Consider the following 16,873-nt stretch of genomic DNA (forward strand, 5'->3'; position numbering starts at 1 on the left):
GAGTACATCAAGCCGATCCTGGCGACGCGCGCCGCCGTGCAGCTCAGCCTCTAGAGCTCGGGCGGGTGGTTCTCGCGGTGCATCAGCCGGTCCTCGGAGGTGCGCCCGCGCCGGGGCGCGAGCACGATGCTGAGCACGACGCCCACGCCTCCGACGATCATGAAGATGACGCCGACGATGTCCATGTGCACGCTCTGGCCGAACACGTCGGGTTCGATGGCGAACCGCAGGATGGCGCCGAGCGTGAGGAAGAAGATGCTGACCCCGACACCCATGACGACCTCCAGGCAAAGGCGAGATGTGCCCACGGTCATACCCGGGTATCGGTGATCACACCCCCGCCGCGTCAGGCGAGACAGGACAGTGGCCGCCCGCCGTTGTAGGCGATCATGTCCTGGACGGCCGCGCCGACGTCGATCGGCGCGCCCGGCGGGCGGCCGTCCAGCTCGGCGTAGGCGCGGTGGAGATTGCCCACGATCCGTTCGGGGTCGAGCAGCGCGCCCCACTCGCCGAGGTCGGTCTCCCGCGCCGCCTCCAGGGGCGTCCGGCCCGCCGCGTGGCCCCGCCGGGCGGTCTCCTGGACGAACCGCAGGTAGCCCTCGACCCGGTCGTAGACCTCGGGCCCGCACACCTCGCCGTGTCCGGGGACGATCGTCTGCGCGCCCAGCGCCCTGAGCGTGTCCAGGGCGGCGATCGTCCCGGCCACCGAGCCCATCAGGACGAACGGCGTGCCGCCGTTGAAGACCAGGTCGCCGGAGAACAGCACCCGCCGCTCCGGGATCCACACGATCGAGTCGTTGGTCGTGTGCGCGGCCGGCCCGACGTGCCGCACCTCGCAGCGCAGGTCGTCGGAGTGGAGGGTGACCCCCTCGGTGTACGTCAGGAACGGCGGCGCGACCTCCATCGCCCCCCACACCACCTCCGGCGACCAGGCCCCCCGGTACGCCGGGACCCCGTCGGCCAGGATCTGGGCGCGTACGCCCTCGTGCCCGACGATCGTGGCCTCGGGGAACAGCCAGTTGCCGAAGGTGTGGTCGCCGTGGTGGTGGGTGTTGACCAGCGTGGTGATCGGCCCGCTGCTGACCTTGCCGACGGCCGCCCGCAGGTCGCGGGTGCGGCGCTCGGTCGAGCAGGCGTCCACGCAGATCACGCCGCGCCGCCCGGCCAGGAAGCCGGTGTTGTTGATCCACCAGCTCCCGTCGGGCTGGACGTAGGCGTAGACGCCCTCGGAGACCTCTTCGACGCGCGGCGGGGGCAGGGGGTGGTCATGAGGTGAAGAGCTCATGCCCGGAACCTAACAGCGACGCCCGCCCCCCGGACGGGAGGCGGGCGTCACCAGCGGTGGCTCAGAAGGCCTCTTCGGGAAGCTCCATGAGGTCCTGGCCGGTGGCGGCGAGGACGCGCCGCTCGGCCGTCAGCCTGGGCAGCACGGTCGTGGCGAAGAACGACGCCGCGGCCACCTTGCCCTGGTAGAACGGGTCCTCCGACTCCGCCAGCCGGGCCAGGGCCACCTCGGCCTGGCGCAGCAGCAGCCAGCCGATCACCAGGTCGCCCAGCGAGAGCAGGAACCGGGTGCTGTTCAGGCCGACCTTGTAGACCTCCGCCGGCTTCTCCAGCGAGCCGAGCGCCCAGCCGGCCATGGTGTCGCCCATGACCTTGACCTCGGCGGCGGCCTCGGCGAGCAGCTTGCGCTCCTCCTTGAGCCGGCCGTTGCCCGCCTCGGAGGCGGCGAACTCGTTGATCTCGGCGAGCAGCGCGCCGACCGCGGCGCCCTGGTTGCGCAGGATCTTCCGGAAGAACAGGTCGAGGCCCTGGATCGCGGTGGTGCCCTCGTACAGGGAGTCGATCTTGGCGTCGCGGATGTACTGCTCGATCGGGTAGTCCTGCAGGTAGCCCGAGCCGCCCAGGGTCTGCAGCGAGCGGGCCAGCAGCTCGTACGAGCGCTCGGAGCCGACGCCCTTGACCAGGGGCAGCAGCAGGTCGTTCATGGCCTCCGCGTGCCGGTCCGCCGGGTCGATCAGGAGGGCGTCCTGGAAGGTGGCCGTGTAGAGGACCAGGGCGCGCATGCCCTCGGCGTACGCCTTCTGCAGCATCAGCTCGCGGCGCACGTCCGGGTGGTGGGTGATGGTCACCCGGGGGGCGGACTTGTCGGCCATCTTGGTCAGGTCCGCGCCCTGGTAGCGGGACTTGGCGTAGTCGAGGGCGTTCAGGTAGCCGGTGGAGAGCGTGGCGATGGCCTTGGTGCCGACCATCATGCGGGCGTGCTCGATCACCATGAACATCTGCTTGATGCCCTCGTGCACGTCGCCGACCAGCCAGCCGATCGCCGGGTGCTTGTCGCCGAAGGTGAGCTCGCAGGTCGTGGAGACCTTCAGGCCCATCTTCTTCTCGACGTTGGTGACGTAGGCGCCGTTGCGCTCGCCCAGCTCGCCGGTCTCCAGGTCCACGTGGAACTTGGGCACCAGGAACATCGACAGGCCCTTGGTGCCCGGACCGTGGCCCTCGGGACGGGCCAGGACCAGATGGAAGATGTTGTCGGCCATGTCGTGCTCGGCGCTGGTGATGAAGCGCTTGACGCCCTCGATGTGCCAGGTGCCGTCGGGCTGCTGGACCGCCCTGGCCCGGCCGGCGCCGACGTCCGAGCCCGCGTCCGGCTCGGTGAGCACCATGGTGGCGCCCCAGTTCTTCTCGATGGCCAGCTCGGCGAAGCGCTTCTGCTCCGGCGTGCCCAGCTTCCACAGGGTGTAGGCGAAGTTGGGGCCGGCGGCGTACATGTACAGGGCCGGGTTGGAGCCGAGCACCATCTCGGCCGTCGCCCAGGCGAGGCTGCGCGGGATGCCGGGGCCGCCCAGCTCGGCGGGCAGGTCGAGGTGCGCCCAGCCGCCGTCCACCAGCGCCTTGAACGACTTCTTGACGCCGGCCGGGACGGTCACCGTGCTCGTCGCGGGGTCGAACACCGGCGGGGTGCGGTCGCCCTCCTCGAAGGAGTCGGCGAGCACGCCGGTCGCCAGCCTGTTGACCTCGTCCAGGATGCTCCGCGCGACGTCCTCGTCCACTTCGCCGAAGGGCCCGGTGCCGAGGATCTCGCGTCGACCGAACACCTCGAAGAGGTTGAATTCCAGGTCACGCACGTTGCTCTTGTAGTGGCCCATGGGTGCAGATCTCCTTGAACCGAGGTCTTCATGTACTGGCCAGTAACCTTACCTGCAATGCTACCCGCGGGTAACCCCGCCCATGCGTGGCATGCTCGACTCCATGGACGCCGAAGAACTCGCCACAAGATGGCGGGAGCGACTGGATTCCTGGGCCATCCCCGAGGAGATCCTGGCCAAGGCTCCGGCCGATCCGTGGAGCCACTCGCCGGCCCGGTTCGCCACGCGGACCGACCGGGCGCTGGCCGAGCCCGACGACGGCCCGACCATGACCCGGCTCGCCGAGGCGCTGCCCGACAAGGGCACGCTGCTCGACGTCGGCTCGGGCCCCGGCGCCGCGTCGCTGCCGCTGCGCGAGCGCATCGGCCACCTCTACGCGGTCGACACGTCCGCGCCCATGCTGGAGGGCCTGAAGGTCCGCGCGATGGACCTCGGCGTGCCCGCCACCACCGTCGAGGGGCGCTGGCCGGACGTGGCCGACCAGGTGCCCGTGGTGGACGTGTCCGTCGCCGCGCACGTGGTCTACAACGTGCCCGACCTGGCGGAGTTCCTCCAGGCGCTCGACCGCCGCACCCGCGGCCGGGTGGTGCTCGAACTGCCCCACCGCCATCCCATGAGCTGGATGACGCCGCTCTGGCAGCACTTCCACGGCGTCGACCGCCCGGTCCGGCCCATCGCGGAAGACTGCGTGGCCCTGGCCGCGGCGCTGGGCTTCCCCGTGCGCGTGGAGGAGCGGGAGGCGCCCCTGGAACGTTTCACGACCGTCGAGGAGCTGGCCGAGAGCGCCTGCCGCCGGGTGTGCCTCGACCCGTCCAGGGTGGAGGAGGTGGCCGAGACCGCCGTCGAGCTGGGCATGTGGCCGGTGCCGCGTGACCGGTGGGTCACCGTCTGGTGGGAATGATCCGTTTCGCTGAGCCGTTGTAAGCATTGAGCTGACCGCTCCCGGACGAGACGCGCCGTACCCGGAAACGCCAAGACGACGCACGTACCCGTACGTCTCGTCGTCAGGAGTGGGAAATGGCGTGGATTCTGCTTGTGCTGGCCGGCCTGTTCGAGGTGGTCATGGCACTGTCGCTCAAGCTCAGCAACGGCCTCAGCAACCTGTGGTGGACCCTGTCCTTCCTGGCCACGGCCGCCCTCAGCTTCGGCCTGCTCGCCTACGCGCTCAAGTCCCTGGAGGTCGGCACCGCGTACGCAGTGTGGACCGGCATCGGGGCCGTCGGCACCGCGATCCTCGGCATGGTCGCCATGGGCGACAACGTCTCGCCGCTGCGCCTGGCCTCGATCGCGCTCATCCTGGCCGGTGTCGTGGGGCTCAATCTGGCTGGTGGACACTAGTGCGATGATTGAGATCCATGCCATCACCGTTGACGCCACCGACCCCTACGAGATCGCGAGCTGGTGGAGCCAGGCCACCGGGTGGCCGCTGGCCGAGGGCGACAAGCCGGGAGCCGACGAGGTGATGCTGCGCACGCCGCAGGACCCGTTCCTGCTGTTCATCCGCGTGCCCGAGGGCAAGATCGGCAAGAACCGGGTGCATTTCGACGTCAACGGCACCGAGGGCCGTACGCGTGACGAGGAGGTCGAGCGGCTGCTCGGCCTCGGCGCGACCGTCTTCCAGGACCAGCGCAGGCCCGACGGCACGGGCTGGGTGACCATGCTCGACCCCGAGGGGAACGAGTTCTGCGTGTGCCGGAGCGAGGCGGAGAAGGCCTTGCCGGAATGATGTTCTGTCGGTGAAGCTGGCCCCATGAGCGTGAGGGCCGTCGTCTGCACCGAATACGGCAAGCCGGTCCGGCTGGCCGAGCTGCCCGATCCCGTCCCCGGTCCCGACCAGGTGGTCGTCGAGGTCGAGGCGGCCGGCGTCAACTTCGTGGACGGGCTGATGGTGCGCGGCGGCTACCAGATCAGGCCGCCGCTGCCCTTCACCCCCGGCTACGAGGTGGCCGGGCGGTTGCCCGACGGCGGCAGGGTCGTGGCGATCACCGGGTTGGGCGGCTTCGCCACGCGGGTGCTGGTGCACAGGGCGCAGGCCGTACCGCTGCCCGAGGGTTTCGACGTGCTCGCGGCGGCGGCGTTCCCGCAGAGCTACTGCACCGCCATGTACGCGCTCAGCGAGCGCGGCCGGCTGCTGCCCGGCGAGCGGGTGCTCGTGCTCGGGGCGGGCGGCGGTGTGGGGCTGGCCGTGGTCCAGGTCGCCAAGGCGCTCGGCGCCGTCGTGCTGGCGGCGGCGTCCACCGGCGAGAAGAGGGAGCGCGCCCGGCGGGCGGGAGCCGACGACGTGATCGGCTACGACGGGCTGAAGGAAGCGGCCAGGGCGTGGGCCGTGGACGTGGCCGTCGACCCGGTCGGCGGCGAGCTGTCCGAGCAGGCCCTTCGCGGGTTGCGCGAGGGCGGGCGGCTCCTGGTCGTCGGATTCGCCTCGGGCGGAATCGCGAAGCTGCCGGCCAACCAGGTGCTGCTGCGTAACCGGGCCGTGGTGGGCGTCGACTGGGGCGCGTGGTCCATGGGCCACGCCGTGGAGAACCGGGCCATGCTCGAAGGTCTGCTGGCGATGCCGGGCATCGTCCCGGCGGCGCCGGAGGTCAGGCCGCTGGCGGAGGCGGGCCGGGCCATGGACGACCTGCTGGAGCGGCGGGTCACTGGGAAGATCGTGCTCGTCCCTTCATCGTGAGGGTCAGGATCGCGGCGATCAGGTAGACCAGCGCGCCGTGCCACATCGCCTGCACGGCCGAGCCGAACACGCCCTCGTCGTCGAGCACGAGCTGCACCGGGTAGTCGAGCACCGCCGTGATCGCGGCGGGCAGGAGCGCGAACTTCCACGGGTGCCGCAGCGACCAGAGCCGGGCCTGGCGGGTGACGCGGTCGCCCTCGTGCGGCTTGGCGACCGCGCCGATCGCGGCGATCAGCGCGAACAGGCTGATGCCGAGGCCCAGGGCCCAGACCAGGTCACCGCCGCCGGTGACCAGGCCCATCCCGAAGCTGGCGGCCGACACCACGACGCCGCCGATGGCGGCGGTCTTCCAAGGGGCGCCCCGCAGGGCCGCCGCGGACAGTGAGACCTCATCGCGTCTACTGATTTCGTTCATGTCCTCATGGTGCCGCCGCGGGCCCCCATGAGGCATCGGGGACGGACCCTGACCTGTCCCTGACATGATTCCCATATGACGGAAATCGCCATTGTGCAGTTGGGGCCGGACGAAGGGGAACGACTGAAGGACGTCCGGCTGCGGGCGCTCCAGGAGTCACCGGACGCGTTCGGCTCCTCCTACGCGCGCGAGGTCGCGTTCTCCGCCGACGACTGGGCCGATCGGCTGAAGAACCCGCACTCGCGCTGGTGGGTGGCCGAGGACGACGGCCTGGGCGACGTCGGCCTGGTGTGCATGCTCCTGGAGGAGTCCGGCGCCCACCTGCTGTCCATGTGGGTCGCCCCCGAGGCCAGGGGACGCGGGCTCGCCTCCCGGCTGGTCGACCGGTCCGTGGAGTGGGCCCGTTCGGCCGGGGCCGAGCAGGTGCAGCTCTGGGCCGTCGACGGCAACCACGCCGCCCGCGCGCTCTACGCGGCCAAGGGCTTCGTGCCCAGCGGCAAGGTCATGGCCCTGCCCTCCAACCCGTCCCTGATGGAGTCCCACTACGCGCTGTCCCTGCTGTTCCGCCAGGCGCGCAAGGAGGACGTCCCGGCCATCGTTCGGCTGCTGGCCGACGACCCGCTCGGCGCCGCCCGCGAGGGAGCCCCCGACGACACCCGCTACCTGATGGCCTTCGACCGCATCGAGGCCAACCCGCACGACGAGCTCATCGTGGCCGAGCGGGAGGGCGAGGTGGTCGGCACGATGCAGCTCACGTACCTGGCCGGGCTGTCGCGGCTGGGCTCCGAGCGGTGCCAGATCGAGGGCGTCAGGGTGGCCGCCTCGACGCGCGGCCAGGGGCTCGGCGGCAAGATGATCCAGTGGGCCGTCGACCGGGCGCGGGCCAGGGGGTGCGCGGTCGTCCAGCTCACCTCCGACAAGTCGCGTACCGACGCCCACCGCTTCTACGACGCGCTCGGCTTCACCGCCTCCCACGAGGGCTACAAGCTCTCACTCGGCTGATTCGCCGTCGGCGAGCTGGGTCAGCATCCAGCGGCACCACTCGGCCCGGTGCCGCTCGTAGCTCAGCCCGCAGCGCAGCGTCGCGTAGCCGCCGAACCCGGGGTCGCCGAAGGCCGGCCGCCCGCCGAACGACGCCTCCTGCCGCTCGTAGTCGGCCAGCCGCTCCTCATGCGCGGCGAGCTGGCCGGCGAACAGCCGCCGCAGCAGCTCCGGCTCGGCCAGCCACGCCGCGTACGTCTTCAGCACCAGCTCGTCGCGCTCCGGCCGCTCGCGCGGCGGCTCGGTGACCCATGCCCGCAGCGCCGCCAGGCCCTCGGCGGTCAGGTGGTAGACCTTCTTGGCCTGCGGGCCGGGCCCGTGCGCGCTCTCGAACCCGACCAGCCCGGCCGTCCGCAGTTTCTGCAGCTCGGCGTGGATCTGGCTGTGGCCGGCCGTCCAGAAGTAGCCGACCGGGCGCCGCATGGCCGCCGCGAGGTCGTAACCGGTGCGATCACCGCGCGCCAGCACGGCCAGGATCGCGTATCCGAGCGTTGAGGTCATGGTGGGTCCAAGGATATGGTGCTTGCGGCACTATGTCAGTTCAGACATAGTCAGGAGAAGGGCGCGGCGGCCATGCGAAAGATCGTCGGATGGATGGCACTCCTCACCATGGGGCTGACCGGCTGCGGGGGCACGGTCGGCACCGGCACCACCGCCGTCCGCACGACGGCCGCCGAGTCCCCCGCCCCTGCCGGCGAGACAACCCCCACCCGGAGCGCGCCGCCCACCGGCCCCAACGTCTCGGGCTGCTTCACCGAGCAGGACGGCAAGATCTTCACCCACGTCCGCGGCCTGCCCGGCGTGATCGCCGGCGACGGCCCGGTGGGCGTGGTGATCAGTTACGAGCGCCGCGGCACCGTGTGCTCCTGGCGCCCGCTGTCGGACCGCCTGGTCGCCGCCGGCTACCGCGTCCTGCTGTACGCCAGGGACGCCGGTCTCCTCCCCGAGGACGGCGCGGTCGCCATGGGCAAGCGCCTGGCCAAGGAGAAGGGCGTCGAGCGGCTGTTCCTGGTCGGCGGCTCGATCGGCGCCACGGCCTCGGTCCCGGCGGCCGAGCGGCTGGGCGCAAAGGTGGCCGGCGTCGTCGCCCTGTCGGGCGAGATCGACAAGGGCGACGCCGCCGCGCTCACCGTGCCGCTGCTGCAGATCGGCTCCGAGCACGACTCCTACGGCGGCGCCGAATCGATGCGCGCGGCCGAGGCCGCCGCGACCAGGTCCCCGGACAACCAGGTGCTGGTCATCCCCGGCGAGTCGCTGCACGCCTCGGCCCTGTTCGGCAGCCCCTACTCCGCCAAGGTGCTCGACGCGGTCGTGGCGTTCATGGACCGGCACAAGGGCTGATCTCGACCAGGTTGTCGTGGAAGGCCGGGCCCCGGCCCATGTCGCCGTCCCGCTCGGCCACGACCGCGTTGGCGTTCGCGCCGCCCGGGGTCAGCTTCGGCCACCGGCCCTTGGGCGAGGCCACCACGCCGGACGCGACCCGGTCGCTGATCTCCACGTCGGCCAGGAACTCGCCGCCGTCGTTGTGCACCCGTACGCGCTGCCCGGCCACCAGCCCCCGGGCCGCCGCGTCGGCCGGGTTGACCAGCACGGCCGGCCCCTTGGCCCGTCGCCGCAGCTCCGGATTGTTGGCGAAGATCGTGTTCAGGAACGTGTGCGAGGCCGGCGTGACCAGCGTCAGCGGGTACGCCGACCGGTCGGCGACCGCCGTGTGCGAGGGCACGTACGCCTTCCCCGCGGGCGGGAAGCGCAGCCGCCCGGAAGGCGTCGGAAAGCCCTCGGCGAACGGCGCGAACGGCTTGGGATAGTTCATCCGCACCCACCCCTCCTTGCGCAGCCGGTCCAGCGTGACGCCTTCGAGCGACGGGTGCCCGCCCGACAGCAGCGACTCGGCCAGCTCCAGGTCGGAGTCGTACAGGGACGGCTCGGTCAGCCCCATGTGCGCGGCCAGCCGGCGGAAGGTCTCGGTCGTGGACAGGCACTCGCCCGGCGGCGGCACGGCGGGCTCGTTCCACAGCAGGTACATGTGGCCGTAGCCGGCGTGCAGGTCCATGTGCTCGGTCTGCATGGTCGCGGGCAGCACGATGTCGGCGTAGTCCACGGTGTCGGTCGGGAACTGCTCCATGACGACCGTGAACAGGTCCTCGCGGGCGAGCTGCCGCCTGATCGCGTTGGCGTCGGGGGTCGAGCCGAGCGGGTTGGCGGCGTACACCCACAGACATTTGACGTCGTCGAGCTGGGAGCCGAGCTTGGTCATGACCAGCGTGCGCACCGGCTTGGCCAGCAGGTCGTCGCGGGTGTCGACGGTCACGCGCACGTGGCCGCTCGTCGAGTACGCCACGCCGCCGCCCGGATGCCGCCAGTCGCCGGTCACGCCGGGGATCGCGGCGATCGTGCGCATCGCGGCGCCGCCGCCGGCGTGCCGCTGGATGCCCATGGTGGCGCGGATCGCGGTCGGCCGGGTGTGGGCCAGACGCAGCCCCAGGCCGTGGACGTCCTCGGCCGGGATGCCGGTGATCTCCGCCACCCGCTCCACCGGGTACTCCAGGATCTCCTTGCGGAAGTTCGCCCAGCCCTCGGTGTGCTCGGCCAGGAACTCCTCGTCCTGGGCGTTCTCCGCGAGCACGACGTTGAGCAGCCCGAGCGCGAGCGCGGCGTCCGTGCCCGGCCTGATCGCCAGGTGCTGGTCGGCCTGGTCGGCGGTCCTGGTGCGGATGGGGTCGATGGCGACCACGTGCGCGCCGTCCGCGCGGGCGTCCTGGATGAACTTCCACAGGTGGTGGCCGCTGGTCAGCGTGTTCGTGCCCCAGAGCAGGATCAGCCTGGCCTGGGCGAAGTTCTCCGGGTCCATGCCGCCGGCGGTGCCGTTGGCCTTCATCAGCCCGCTGCTGCCGGCCGCCGAGCAGATGTTCAGCCAGTGCTTGGACGCCCCCAGCACGTTCCAGAACCGGCGGCCCGCCACGCCCTCGCAGCCCTGGAGGTAACCCAGCGAGCCGGTGCCGAGGTAGGGCCAGATCGCCTCGCCGCCGTGCTCGTCCACGATGGCGCGCAGCCGGGTCGAGATCTCGTCGAGCGCCTCGTCCCAGGTGATGCGCTCGAACTGCCCCGACCCCTTCGGCCCGGTGCGCCGCATCGGGTACAGGATGCGGTCGTCCGCCTGCGTGTGCTCCAGGTACCGGTTGACCTTCACGCACAGCGCGCCGCGGGTGTAGGGGTGGTCGGGGTTGCCGCGCATCTTGACGGCCTGCCCGTCCCGTACGGTCACGACCCAGGAGCAGGTGTCCGGGCAGTCAAGCGGACATGCCCCCAAAACCCTCAAATCACCCGACATGCGCACAGCCTACGTCGAGAGGCCCGCGCCCGCCGTCCCCGCGACACCGCCGAGCCGACCTCGTGAAAGAAGTCAAAGGTGAACGGTTGGAGTTCCACCGTGTACCCTGCCTCGCGCAGCCTGGCCGCGGCGTTCTCGGCCGACGCGTCGTGACCGGGCCGCCCGGCCGCGCGGTTCCACCCGTGGGCGCCGGGCGTCGGGGGCGACGAGGCCGGCACCGGCATCGCGGGAGTGAACATGCCGGACGCGCGGGCAGGTCAATGCCGGTCGGGTCCTCACCCGGTGCGCGCGCCGGAGCGGCGAACGAGGACACTGGAGAACAGAGATCGTACGGTCCGGCCGGGAAGGTGCAGAATCACTGTCGGTGGCCGAAATCAGGGAACGAGACGATGACACGGAGGACCTCGCGGAGGGGGATCCAGCCGTGTCCGAGCCACGCGCCGACGGCGGCGTCTACGTAGTCGAGCCGCTCCTTCCCCAGCGGCTGCGGCGGCCGTCCGACCTGCTGCGCTTCTTCGCGACGCTGGCGGTGCTCGCGGCGGTGATCCTGCTCGCCCTCGTCGCCAAGCAGACGCTCAACGGCTTGGAGCAGGACGTCAAGGTCGGCGCCGAGATGGTCCCGCTGCTCAGCCGGGTCGCGGCCTTCATCGGCAGCGCGGCCGTGCTGATCGTGCCCGCCGCGTTCGCCGTCGAGCGGGTCTTCCACCGCGACGGCCTGCGCGTCGCGGAAGGGCTGATCGCGGCCATCATCGGCATGGCCGGGTCGTTCCTGCTCGGCCAGTGGATCGAGGCCAGCAGCCTGACCGACCTGCGCATCCTGCTCACCGGCGACCGCGCGATCGAGCCGCTGAACACGCTGCTCACCTCGGTGATCGCCTACACCACCGCGGTGCGCATCGCCCGCCGCCCCACGTGGCGCATGCTCATGTGGACCTCGATCGCCCTCTACATCCTCACCTACTTCTCCGGCAGGCAGATCACCCTGCCCAGCGCCATCGTGACCGTCCTGGTCGGCATGGCCATCGGCTACGCCACCCTCTACGGCGTCGGCAGCCCCAACACCCGCCCGCCCGGCAGCGCCGTGGTCGCCGCGCTGCGCAAGCTGTCCTTCTCACCCGTCTCCGCCCGCCGCATCGAGGACGACCACCAGGGCAGCCGCCGCTACGCCATCGGCCTCAAGGACGGCACCAGCCTCGACGTCACCGTCCTCGACCGCGACCGCCAGGTGGCCGGGCTGCCGTACCGGCTGTGGCGGCGCATCAGGCTCAACTCCGAGACCAGGCGCCGGGCCATCCGCTCGCTCCGGGCCGAGCTGGAACGCGAGGCCCTGATGGCGTACGCGGCCCAGGCCGCCGGCGCCAGCACGCCGCGCCTGCTCGGCACCAGCGAGATCGGCACCGAGGCCGCCCTGCTCGCCTACGAGCACATCGAGACCCGCCCGCTCGACGAGGTGCCCGACGCCGAGATCGACGACGCCCTGCTCGCCCAGATCTGGGAGCAGGTCGAGCTGCTGCAGATCCAGCGGCTGGCACACCGGCGGCTCACCGGCGACAGCATCCACCTCGACCGCGCCGGCCGGGTCGTGCTGACCGACGCCCGCAGCGGCGAGATCGCCGCCGGCGACCTGCTGCTCCGGCTCGACATCGCCCAGCTCCTCACCTACCTGGCGCTGCGCGTCGGCGCCGAGCGCTCGGTCCGGGCCGCCGCCGCCGTGATGGGCCCCGACGCCCTCGCCGCCGCCATGCCGCTGCTCCAGCGCATCGCCCTGACCAGGGAGACCCGTTCGGCCCTGTCCAAGGCCAAGAACGTGCTCACGAGCCTGCGCGACCACATCGTCGCCCTCAAGCCCCAGGGCAAGGTCGAAGAGGTACGCCTGGAGCGCTTCCGCCCGCGCACCCTGATCACGATCATCGCCAGCACGGTCGCCGCCTACGTCGTGCTGTCCCAGCTCAGCAAGGTCGACCTCTACAAGGTGGTGACCACGGCCAACTGGGGGTGGTCCGGCCTGGCGCTGATCGCCTCGTTCACCAGCTTCGTCGCCGCCGCCCTCATGCTGCGCGGGTTCGTCCCGGAACGCCTGCCGCTGTGGCGTACCGTCCTGGTGCAGTTCGCGTCGTCGTTCGTCAAGCTGGTCGCGCCCGCCGCGGTCGGCGGCGTCGCGATCAACACCCGCTACCTGCAGAAGCGCGGCATCGCGCCGGCGCTCGCGGTGGCCAGCGTGGGCGCCTCGCAGCTCATCATGCTGGTCTTCCACATCGCCCTGCTGCTGCTGTTCGCCTACATCACCGGCTCCGACGCCGCCACCTCCTTCACCCCCTCGCGCGGCCTGGTCGTGGCGATGCTCGCCATCGCGCTGCTGGTCGCGGTGGTGCTCGGCGTGCCGCCGCTGCGCAGGATGGTGACCGTGCGGATGCGCAGGCTGTTCTCGAACGTGCTGCCCCGCCTGCTCGACGTGCTCCAGTCGCCGGCCAAGATGATCGAGGCCGCCTTCGGCACGCTCATGATCACGATCGCCTTCGTGGCCTGCCTCGACGCCTGCGTCGCGGCGTTCGGCGGTCAGCTGAGCTTCACCGCCGTCGCCGTCGTCTACCTCACGGCCAACGCCATCGGCTCGGCCGCCCCCACGCCGGGCGGCCTCGGCGCCGTCGAGTACGCGCTCACTCTCGGCCTGGTCGCGGCCGGCCTCGAATGGGACCTGGCGGCCTCGGCCGTGCTGCTGCACCGGCTGCTCACGTTCTGGCTGCCGGTGCTGCCGGGCTGGGCCGCCTTCACCTACCTCCAGCGGCATGAGGCCCTGTGAACCGCCCTCGGGCGGCACAGGACCCCGTGCGCCGCGGGTGATCAGCGGGCCGACGTGACCGCCTCGGTGATCTTGTCGATCGCCGCCAGCTCGCTCTCGGTGAACACCGGGCCGTCCACGCACGCCACGTTGTCCTCCAGCTGCCGGACGCTGCTCGCCCCGATCAGCACGCTCGTCACCCGCGGGTCGCGCAGCGTCCACGACAGCGCCATCTGGGCCAGCGTCTGACCCCGGCCCCTGGCGATCTCGTTGAGGTCGCGGGCCAGGTCCCGGTCGATCTGCTCGGCGCTCAGGAACCGGCTCGTCGCCGCCCGCGAGCCCTCGGGCACGCCCTCCAGGTAGCGGTCGGTGAGCAGCCCCTGCGCCAGCGGCGAGTACACGATGCAGCCCATGCCCGCCTCCTCCAGCACGTCGAGCAGCCCGTCGTCCTCGATCCAGCGGTTGATCATCGAGTACGACGGCTGGTGGATGAGCAGCGGCGTGCCCAGCTCGCGCATGATCCGCGCGGCCTGCGCGGTCTGCTCGGCCGAGTAGTTGGAGACGCCCGCGTACAGCGCCTTGCCCGAGCGCACCGCCCGGTCCAGCGCCCCCATCGTCTCCTCCAGCGGCGTCTCCGGGTCCGGACGGTGGCTGTAGAACACGTCCACGTACTCCAGGCCCATGCGGGCGAGCGACTGGTCGAGGCTGGCCAGCACGTACTTGCGCGACCCCCACTCCCCGTACGGCCCCGGCCACATGTCGTACCCGGCCTTGGTCGAGATGACCAGCTCGTCCCGGTACGCCGCGAAGTCCTCCCGCAGGATGCGCCCGAAGTTCCGCTCCGCCGACCCGTACGGCACCCCGTAGTTGTTGGCCAGGTCGAAATGCGTCACCCCGAGGTCGAACGCGCGCCGCAGCACCGCCCGCGAGTTCTCGATCGGCCGGTCGTCGCCGAAGTTGTGCCACAACCCCAGCGACACCGCCGGCAACCGCAGCCCGCTGCGCCCGCTGCGGTTGTACGGCTGACGCTCGTAACGCCGCTCGTCGGCCACGAAGCTCACGCCGTCCCCCTCTCGATGATCCAGGACAGCGCGAACGCCTCCTCGCGCCAGGCGTCGTACCGGCCGCTGCGCCCGCCGTGCCCCGCGCCCATCTCCGTCTTGAGCAGGAACGGCCCGCCGGACGCGGTCGCCCGCAGCCGCGCGATCCACTTGGCCGGCTCGTGGTAGAGCACCCGCGTGTCGTTCAGGCTGGTGATCGCCAGAATCGGCGGGTACACCCTGCCGTCCACGTTCTCGTACGGCGAATAGCTCTTCATGTACGCGTAGACGTCCGGGTTGTGCAGCGGGTCGCCCCACTCGTCCCATTCGATCACCGTCAGCGGCAACGACGGGTCGAGGATCGTGTTGAGCGCGTCCACGAACGGGACCTCGGCCACCACCCCCGCGAACTCCTCGGGAGCCAGGTTCGTCACCGCGCCCATCAGCAGCCCGCCCGCCGAGCCGCCGCGCGCGACGATCCGCCCGCTCCAGCCGCCCGCCTTGAGATGCCGGGCCGCCGCCACGAAGTCGGTGAACGTGTTCCGCTTCCTGGTCAGCTTGCCGTCCTCGTACCAGTGACGGCCCATCTCGCCGCCGCCCCTGACATGCGCGACGGCGAAGACGAACCCGCGGTCGAGCAGCGACAGCCGGGGCACCGAGAACCCGGGGTCGATCGAGGTCTCGTAGCTGCCGTAGCCGTAGAGCAGGGTCGGGGCCGGCGTCGTGGTGTCCTTGCGCTTGACGATCGAGATCGGCACACGCGTGCCGTCCTCGGCCGTCGCCCACTCCCGGAACTGCTCGTAGTCGCCCGCGTCGTAGCCGCCCAGCACCGGACGCTGCTTGAGCAGGATCAGCTCGTGCGAGTCCAGCTCGTAGTCGTAGACGCTCGGCGGCGTCACCATGCTCGTGTACGCCAGCCTCAGCCGCGTCGTCGTGAACTCGGGGTTGCCCGCCGGGCCGACGTCGTACAGGGGCTCGGGGAAGTCGATCTCGTACGCGTTCCGCTCGGCGGCCTCGATCCGCTCCCGCCAGTCCGCGCCCGCGACGCTGTAGGGCAGCACCCGCAGGCCGGTCAGGCCGTCACGGCGGAAGTGCGCGACGGCGTGGTCGGAGAAGGCGTCGATCTCCAGCAGCCGGGTGTCCTCGCGGTGCCCGATCAGCGGGGTCCAGGTGCCGGGCTCGTCGATGGGGGCCGTGGCCAGCTCGAAGTTCTCGGCGTTCTCGTTGTGCAGGACGTAGAAGAAGTCGCCCGCGTGCTCGACGCCGTACTCCACGCCGGTCTTCCTGGGCCGGACGACCTGGAACTCGCCGGTGGGGTCGGCGGCGTCGAGGATGCGCACCTCGCTGGTGATCTTGCTGCCCGCGCCCAGCACGAGGTACCGCTCGCTGCGGGTCAGCCCGATGCCCACCCAGTAGCGCTCGTCGGTCTCCTCGTAGACCAGGACGTCCTCTTCCGTGCCGAGGGTGTGCCGGTAGACCTGGTAGGGACGCCAGGCGTCGTCCACCCGCGTGTAGAAGAACGCCGAGCCGTCGGCCGACCAGGCGCCGCCGTAGAAGATGTCCTTGATCTCGTCGGGCAGCACCTCGCCCGTCTCAAGGTTCCTGAACCTCAGCGTGAAACGCTCGTCGCCCTTGTAATCGGTCGAGTAGGCCAGCATCGTCCCGTCGGGCGTGACGGCGCTGGTGCCGACGGAGAAGAACGCGCTGTCGCCGGCGAGCTCGTTGCCGTCGAGCACGACCTGCTCGCGCTCAAGGCGCTCGCCCGGCGTGATCTGCGGCGGCGCGTCACTGTCGGCCGGCACCCGGCAGGACACCGCGTACTGCTTGCCCTCCTCGGTACGCGTGAAGTACCACCACGCCCCCTTGCGGCTCGGCACCGACAGGTCGGTCTCCTGCGTGCGCCCCTTGATCTCCTGGAAGACCTGCTCCTGGAGCTCGGCGAGATGCGCGGTGTGCTCTTTGAGAAAGTCGTTCTCTGCCTCCAGGTACGCCGTTGTGTCCGGGTCGTCCTTGTTGCTTAGCCAGGCGTACTCGTCGATGAACGTGTCGCCGTGATGGATGCGCTCAGTCGGTACCTTCTTCGCCACTGGCGGCGTGTTGCTGCTCACGGGGGGAGTCTATGTTCGGCCGTGATCGTTCTGTGGCCGGGAGAGCTGCGGAACGCGTCCCGAGTGGTCGGGAGCGCTGCTAATCTTTAGAAGCCGACGAGGTGCGGCGCAACCCACTCCCTTCACTCCGGTGACTTTGGTGCGTTGCGACGCGTAACGTCGGCAATCCCTTCTGGCTCGCGGGTTTGAAGATCGGTTCGCTAACCGAGCGACAGGCTGGTAAGTTAGAGGGGTTGTTCCGGAAGCGGGGCGCGACTTAATTCCAGCAGGTCGAGCAAGTCCGGTCAATTTGACAGAGACTTGAACGGCTGAAAGAATTAAGACACAACGAAA

At 70.9% G+C, this 16,873-nt stretch carries 15 protein-coding genes and 1 riboswitch; of the genes, 7 read left to right on the forward strand and 8 right to left on the reverse strand.

Going from position 1 to position 16,873, the window contains the following annotated elements:
• Window positions 1-50: 50 nt before the first annotated feature.
• The 3 genes from ACWCSD_RS28840 to ACWCSD_RS28850 form a co-directional block, all read right to left on the reverse strand.
• Window positions 51-275, reverse strand: coding sequence for a hypothetical protein (locus tag ACWCSD_RS28840; protein ID WP_358302033.1), 225 nt, complete (start codon window positions 273-275; stop codon window positions 51-53).
• A 71-nt stretch (window positions 276-346) separates the two neighbouring features.
• Window positions 347-1,285 (reverse strand): MBL fold metallo-hydrolase, encoded by a 939-nt coding sequence (locus tag ACWCSD_RS28845; protein WP_397166663.1) that lies wholly within the window; start codon window positions 1,283-1,285, stop codon window positions 347-349.
• Between the two features lie 61 nt (window positions 1,286-1,346).
• Window positions 1,347-3,152 carry an acyl-CoA dehydrogenase gene (locus ACWCSD_RS28850; RefSeq protein ID WP_449919450.1) on the reverse strand — a complete coding sequence of 602 codons (1,806 nt, stop codon included), beginning with the start codon at window positions 3,150-3,152 and terminating at the stop codon, window positions 1,347-1,349.
• 103 nt (window positions 3,153-3,255) lie between these two features.
• Here ACWCSD_RS28850 and ACWCSD_RS28855 point away from each other — a divergent pair, with 103 nt between their 5' ends.
• The 4 genes from ACWCSD_RS28855 to ACWCSD_RS28870 all read left to right on the forward strand — a co-directional run bounded on the left by ACWCSD_RS28855 (window position 3,256) and on the right by ACWCSD_RS28870 (window position 5,826).
• A complete protein-coding gene (locus ACWCSD_RS28855; RefSeq protein WP_449919453.1) occupies window positions 3,256-4,053 on the forward strand; it encodes a class I SAM-dependent methyltransferase in 798 nt (265 codons plus the stop codon).
• Between the two features lie 23 nt (window positions 4,054-4,076).
• Window positions 4,077-4,138: riboswitch (guanidine-III (ykkC-III) riboswitch) on the forward strand.
• A gap of 31 nt (window positions 4,139-4,169) precedes the next feature.
• Window positions 4,170-4,490 (forward strand): DMT family transporter, encoded by a 321-nt coding sequence (locus ACWCSD_RS28860; RefSeq protein WP_397166668.1) that lies wholly within the window; start codon window positions 4,170-4,172, stop codon window positions 4,488-4,490.
• A gap of 4 nt (window positions 4,491-4,494) precedes the next feature.
• Window positions 4,495-4,878: a VOC family protein gene (locus ACWCSD_RS28865; protein ID WP_449919455.1), complete on the forward strand. Its 384-nt coding sequence runs from the start codon at window positions 4,495-4,497 to the stop codon at window positions 4,876-4,878.
• Between the two features lie 24 nt (window positions 4,879-4,902).
• Window positions 4,903-5,826, forward strand: coding sequence for a zinc-binding dehydrogenase (locus ACWCSD_RS28870; RefSeq protein WP_397166670.1), 924 nt, complete (start codon window positions 4,903-4,905; stop codon window positions 5,824-5,826).
• Here the strand turns inward: ACWCSD_RS28870 and ACWCSD_RS28875 are convergent.
• Window positions 5,792-6,241 (reverse strand): hypothetical protein, encoded by a 450-nt coding sequence (locus ACWCSD_RS28875; RefSeq protein ID WP_358302049.1) that lies wholly within the window; start codon window positions 6,239-6,241, stop codon window positions 5,792-5,794. The genes ACWCSD_RS28870 and ACWCSD_RS28875 overlap by 35 nt on opposite strands.
• Before the next feature lie 75 nt (window positions 6,242-6,316).
• Here ACWCSD_RS28875 and ACWCSD_RS28880 point away from each other — a divergent pair, with 75 nt between their 5' ends.
• Window positions 6,317-7,243: an N-acetyltransferase family protein gene (locus tag ACWCSD_RS28880; protein ID WP_449919459.1), complete on the forward strand. Its 927-nt coding sequence runs from the start codon at window positions 6,317-6,319 to the stop codon at window positions 7,241-7,243.
• On the opposite strand, the gene ACWCSD_RS28885 is transcribed toward ACWCSD_RS28880, so the two are convergent.
• A complete protein-coding gene (locus ACWCSD_RS28885) occupies window positions 7,232-7,783 on the reverse strand; it encodes a PadR family transcriptional regulator (RefSeq protein ID WP_397166672.1) in 552 nt (183 codons plus the stop codon). The two genes, ACWCSD_RS28880 and ACWCSD_RS28885, sit on opposite strands and share 12 nt — an antisense overlap.
• 93 nt (window positions 7,784-7,876) lie before the next feature.
• Between ACWCSD_RS28885 and ACWCSD_RS28890 the strand changes: the two genes are divergently transcribed.
• Window positions 7,877-8,623 carry an alpha/beta hydrolase gene (locus tag ACWCSD_RS28890; protein ID WP_449919462.1) on the forward strand — a complete coding sequence of 249 codons (747 nt, stop codon included), beginning with the start codon at window positions 7,877-7,879 and terminating at the stop codon, window positions 8,621-8,623.
• Here the strand turns inward: ACWCSD_RS28890 and ACWCSD_RS28895 are convergent.
• Window positions 8,601-10,613, reverse strand: coding sequence for a molybdopterin-containing oxidoreductase family protein (locus ACWCSD_RS28895; RefSeq protein ID WP_449919465.1), 2,013 nt, complete (start codon window positions 10,611-10,613; stop codon window positions 8,601-8,603). The two genes, ACWCSD_RS28890 and ACWCSD_RS28895, sit on opposite strands and share 23 nt — an antisense overlap.
• A 424-nt stretch (window positions 10,614-11,037) precedes the next feature.
• Between ACWCSD_RS28895 and ACWCSD_RS28900 the strand changes: the two genes are divergently transcribed.
• Window positions 11,038-13,413 carry a lysylphosphatidylglycerol synthase transmembrane domain-containing protein gene (locus tag ACWCSD_RS28900; protein WP_387681417.1) on the forward strand — a complete coding sequence of 792 codons (2,376 nt, stop codon included), beginning with the start codon at window positions 11,038-11,040 and terminating at the stop codon, window positions 13,411-13,413.
• Between the two features lie 41 nt (window positions 13,414-13,454).
• Here the strand turns inward: ACWCSD_RS28900 and mgrA are convergent, their stop codons facing one another.
• Together mgrA and ACWCSD_RS28910 are read right to left on the reverse strand one after the other, a co-directional pair.
• Complete coding sequence (mgrA, locus tag ACWCSD_RS28905; RefSeq protein ID WP_449919468.1) at window positions 13,455-14,453, reverse strand: L-glyceraldehyde 3-phosphate reductase; 999 nt, start codon at window positions 14,451-14,453, stop codon at window positions 13,455-13,457.
• The gene (locus ACWCSD_RS28910) at window positions 14,450-16,540 is read right to left on the reverse strand and encodes a S9 family peptidase (protein WP_449919471.1); all 2,091 of its coding nucleotides are present in this window, start codon (window positions 16,538-16,540) and stop codon (window positions 14,450-14,452) included. Before ACWCSD_RS28910 ends, mgrA begins: the two co-directional genes overlap by 4 nt.
• Between the last annotated feature and the right edge of the window lie 333 nt (window positions 16,541-16,873).

It is taken from the genome of Nonomuraea sp. NPDC001684 (assembly GCF_053596515.1).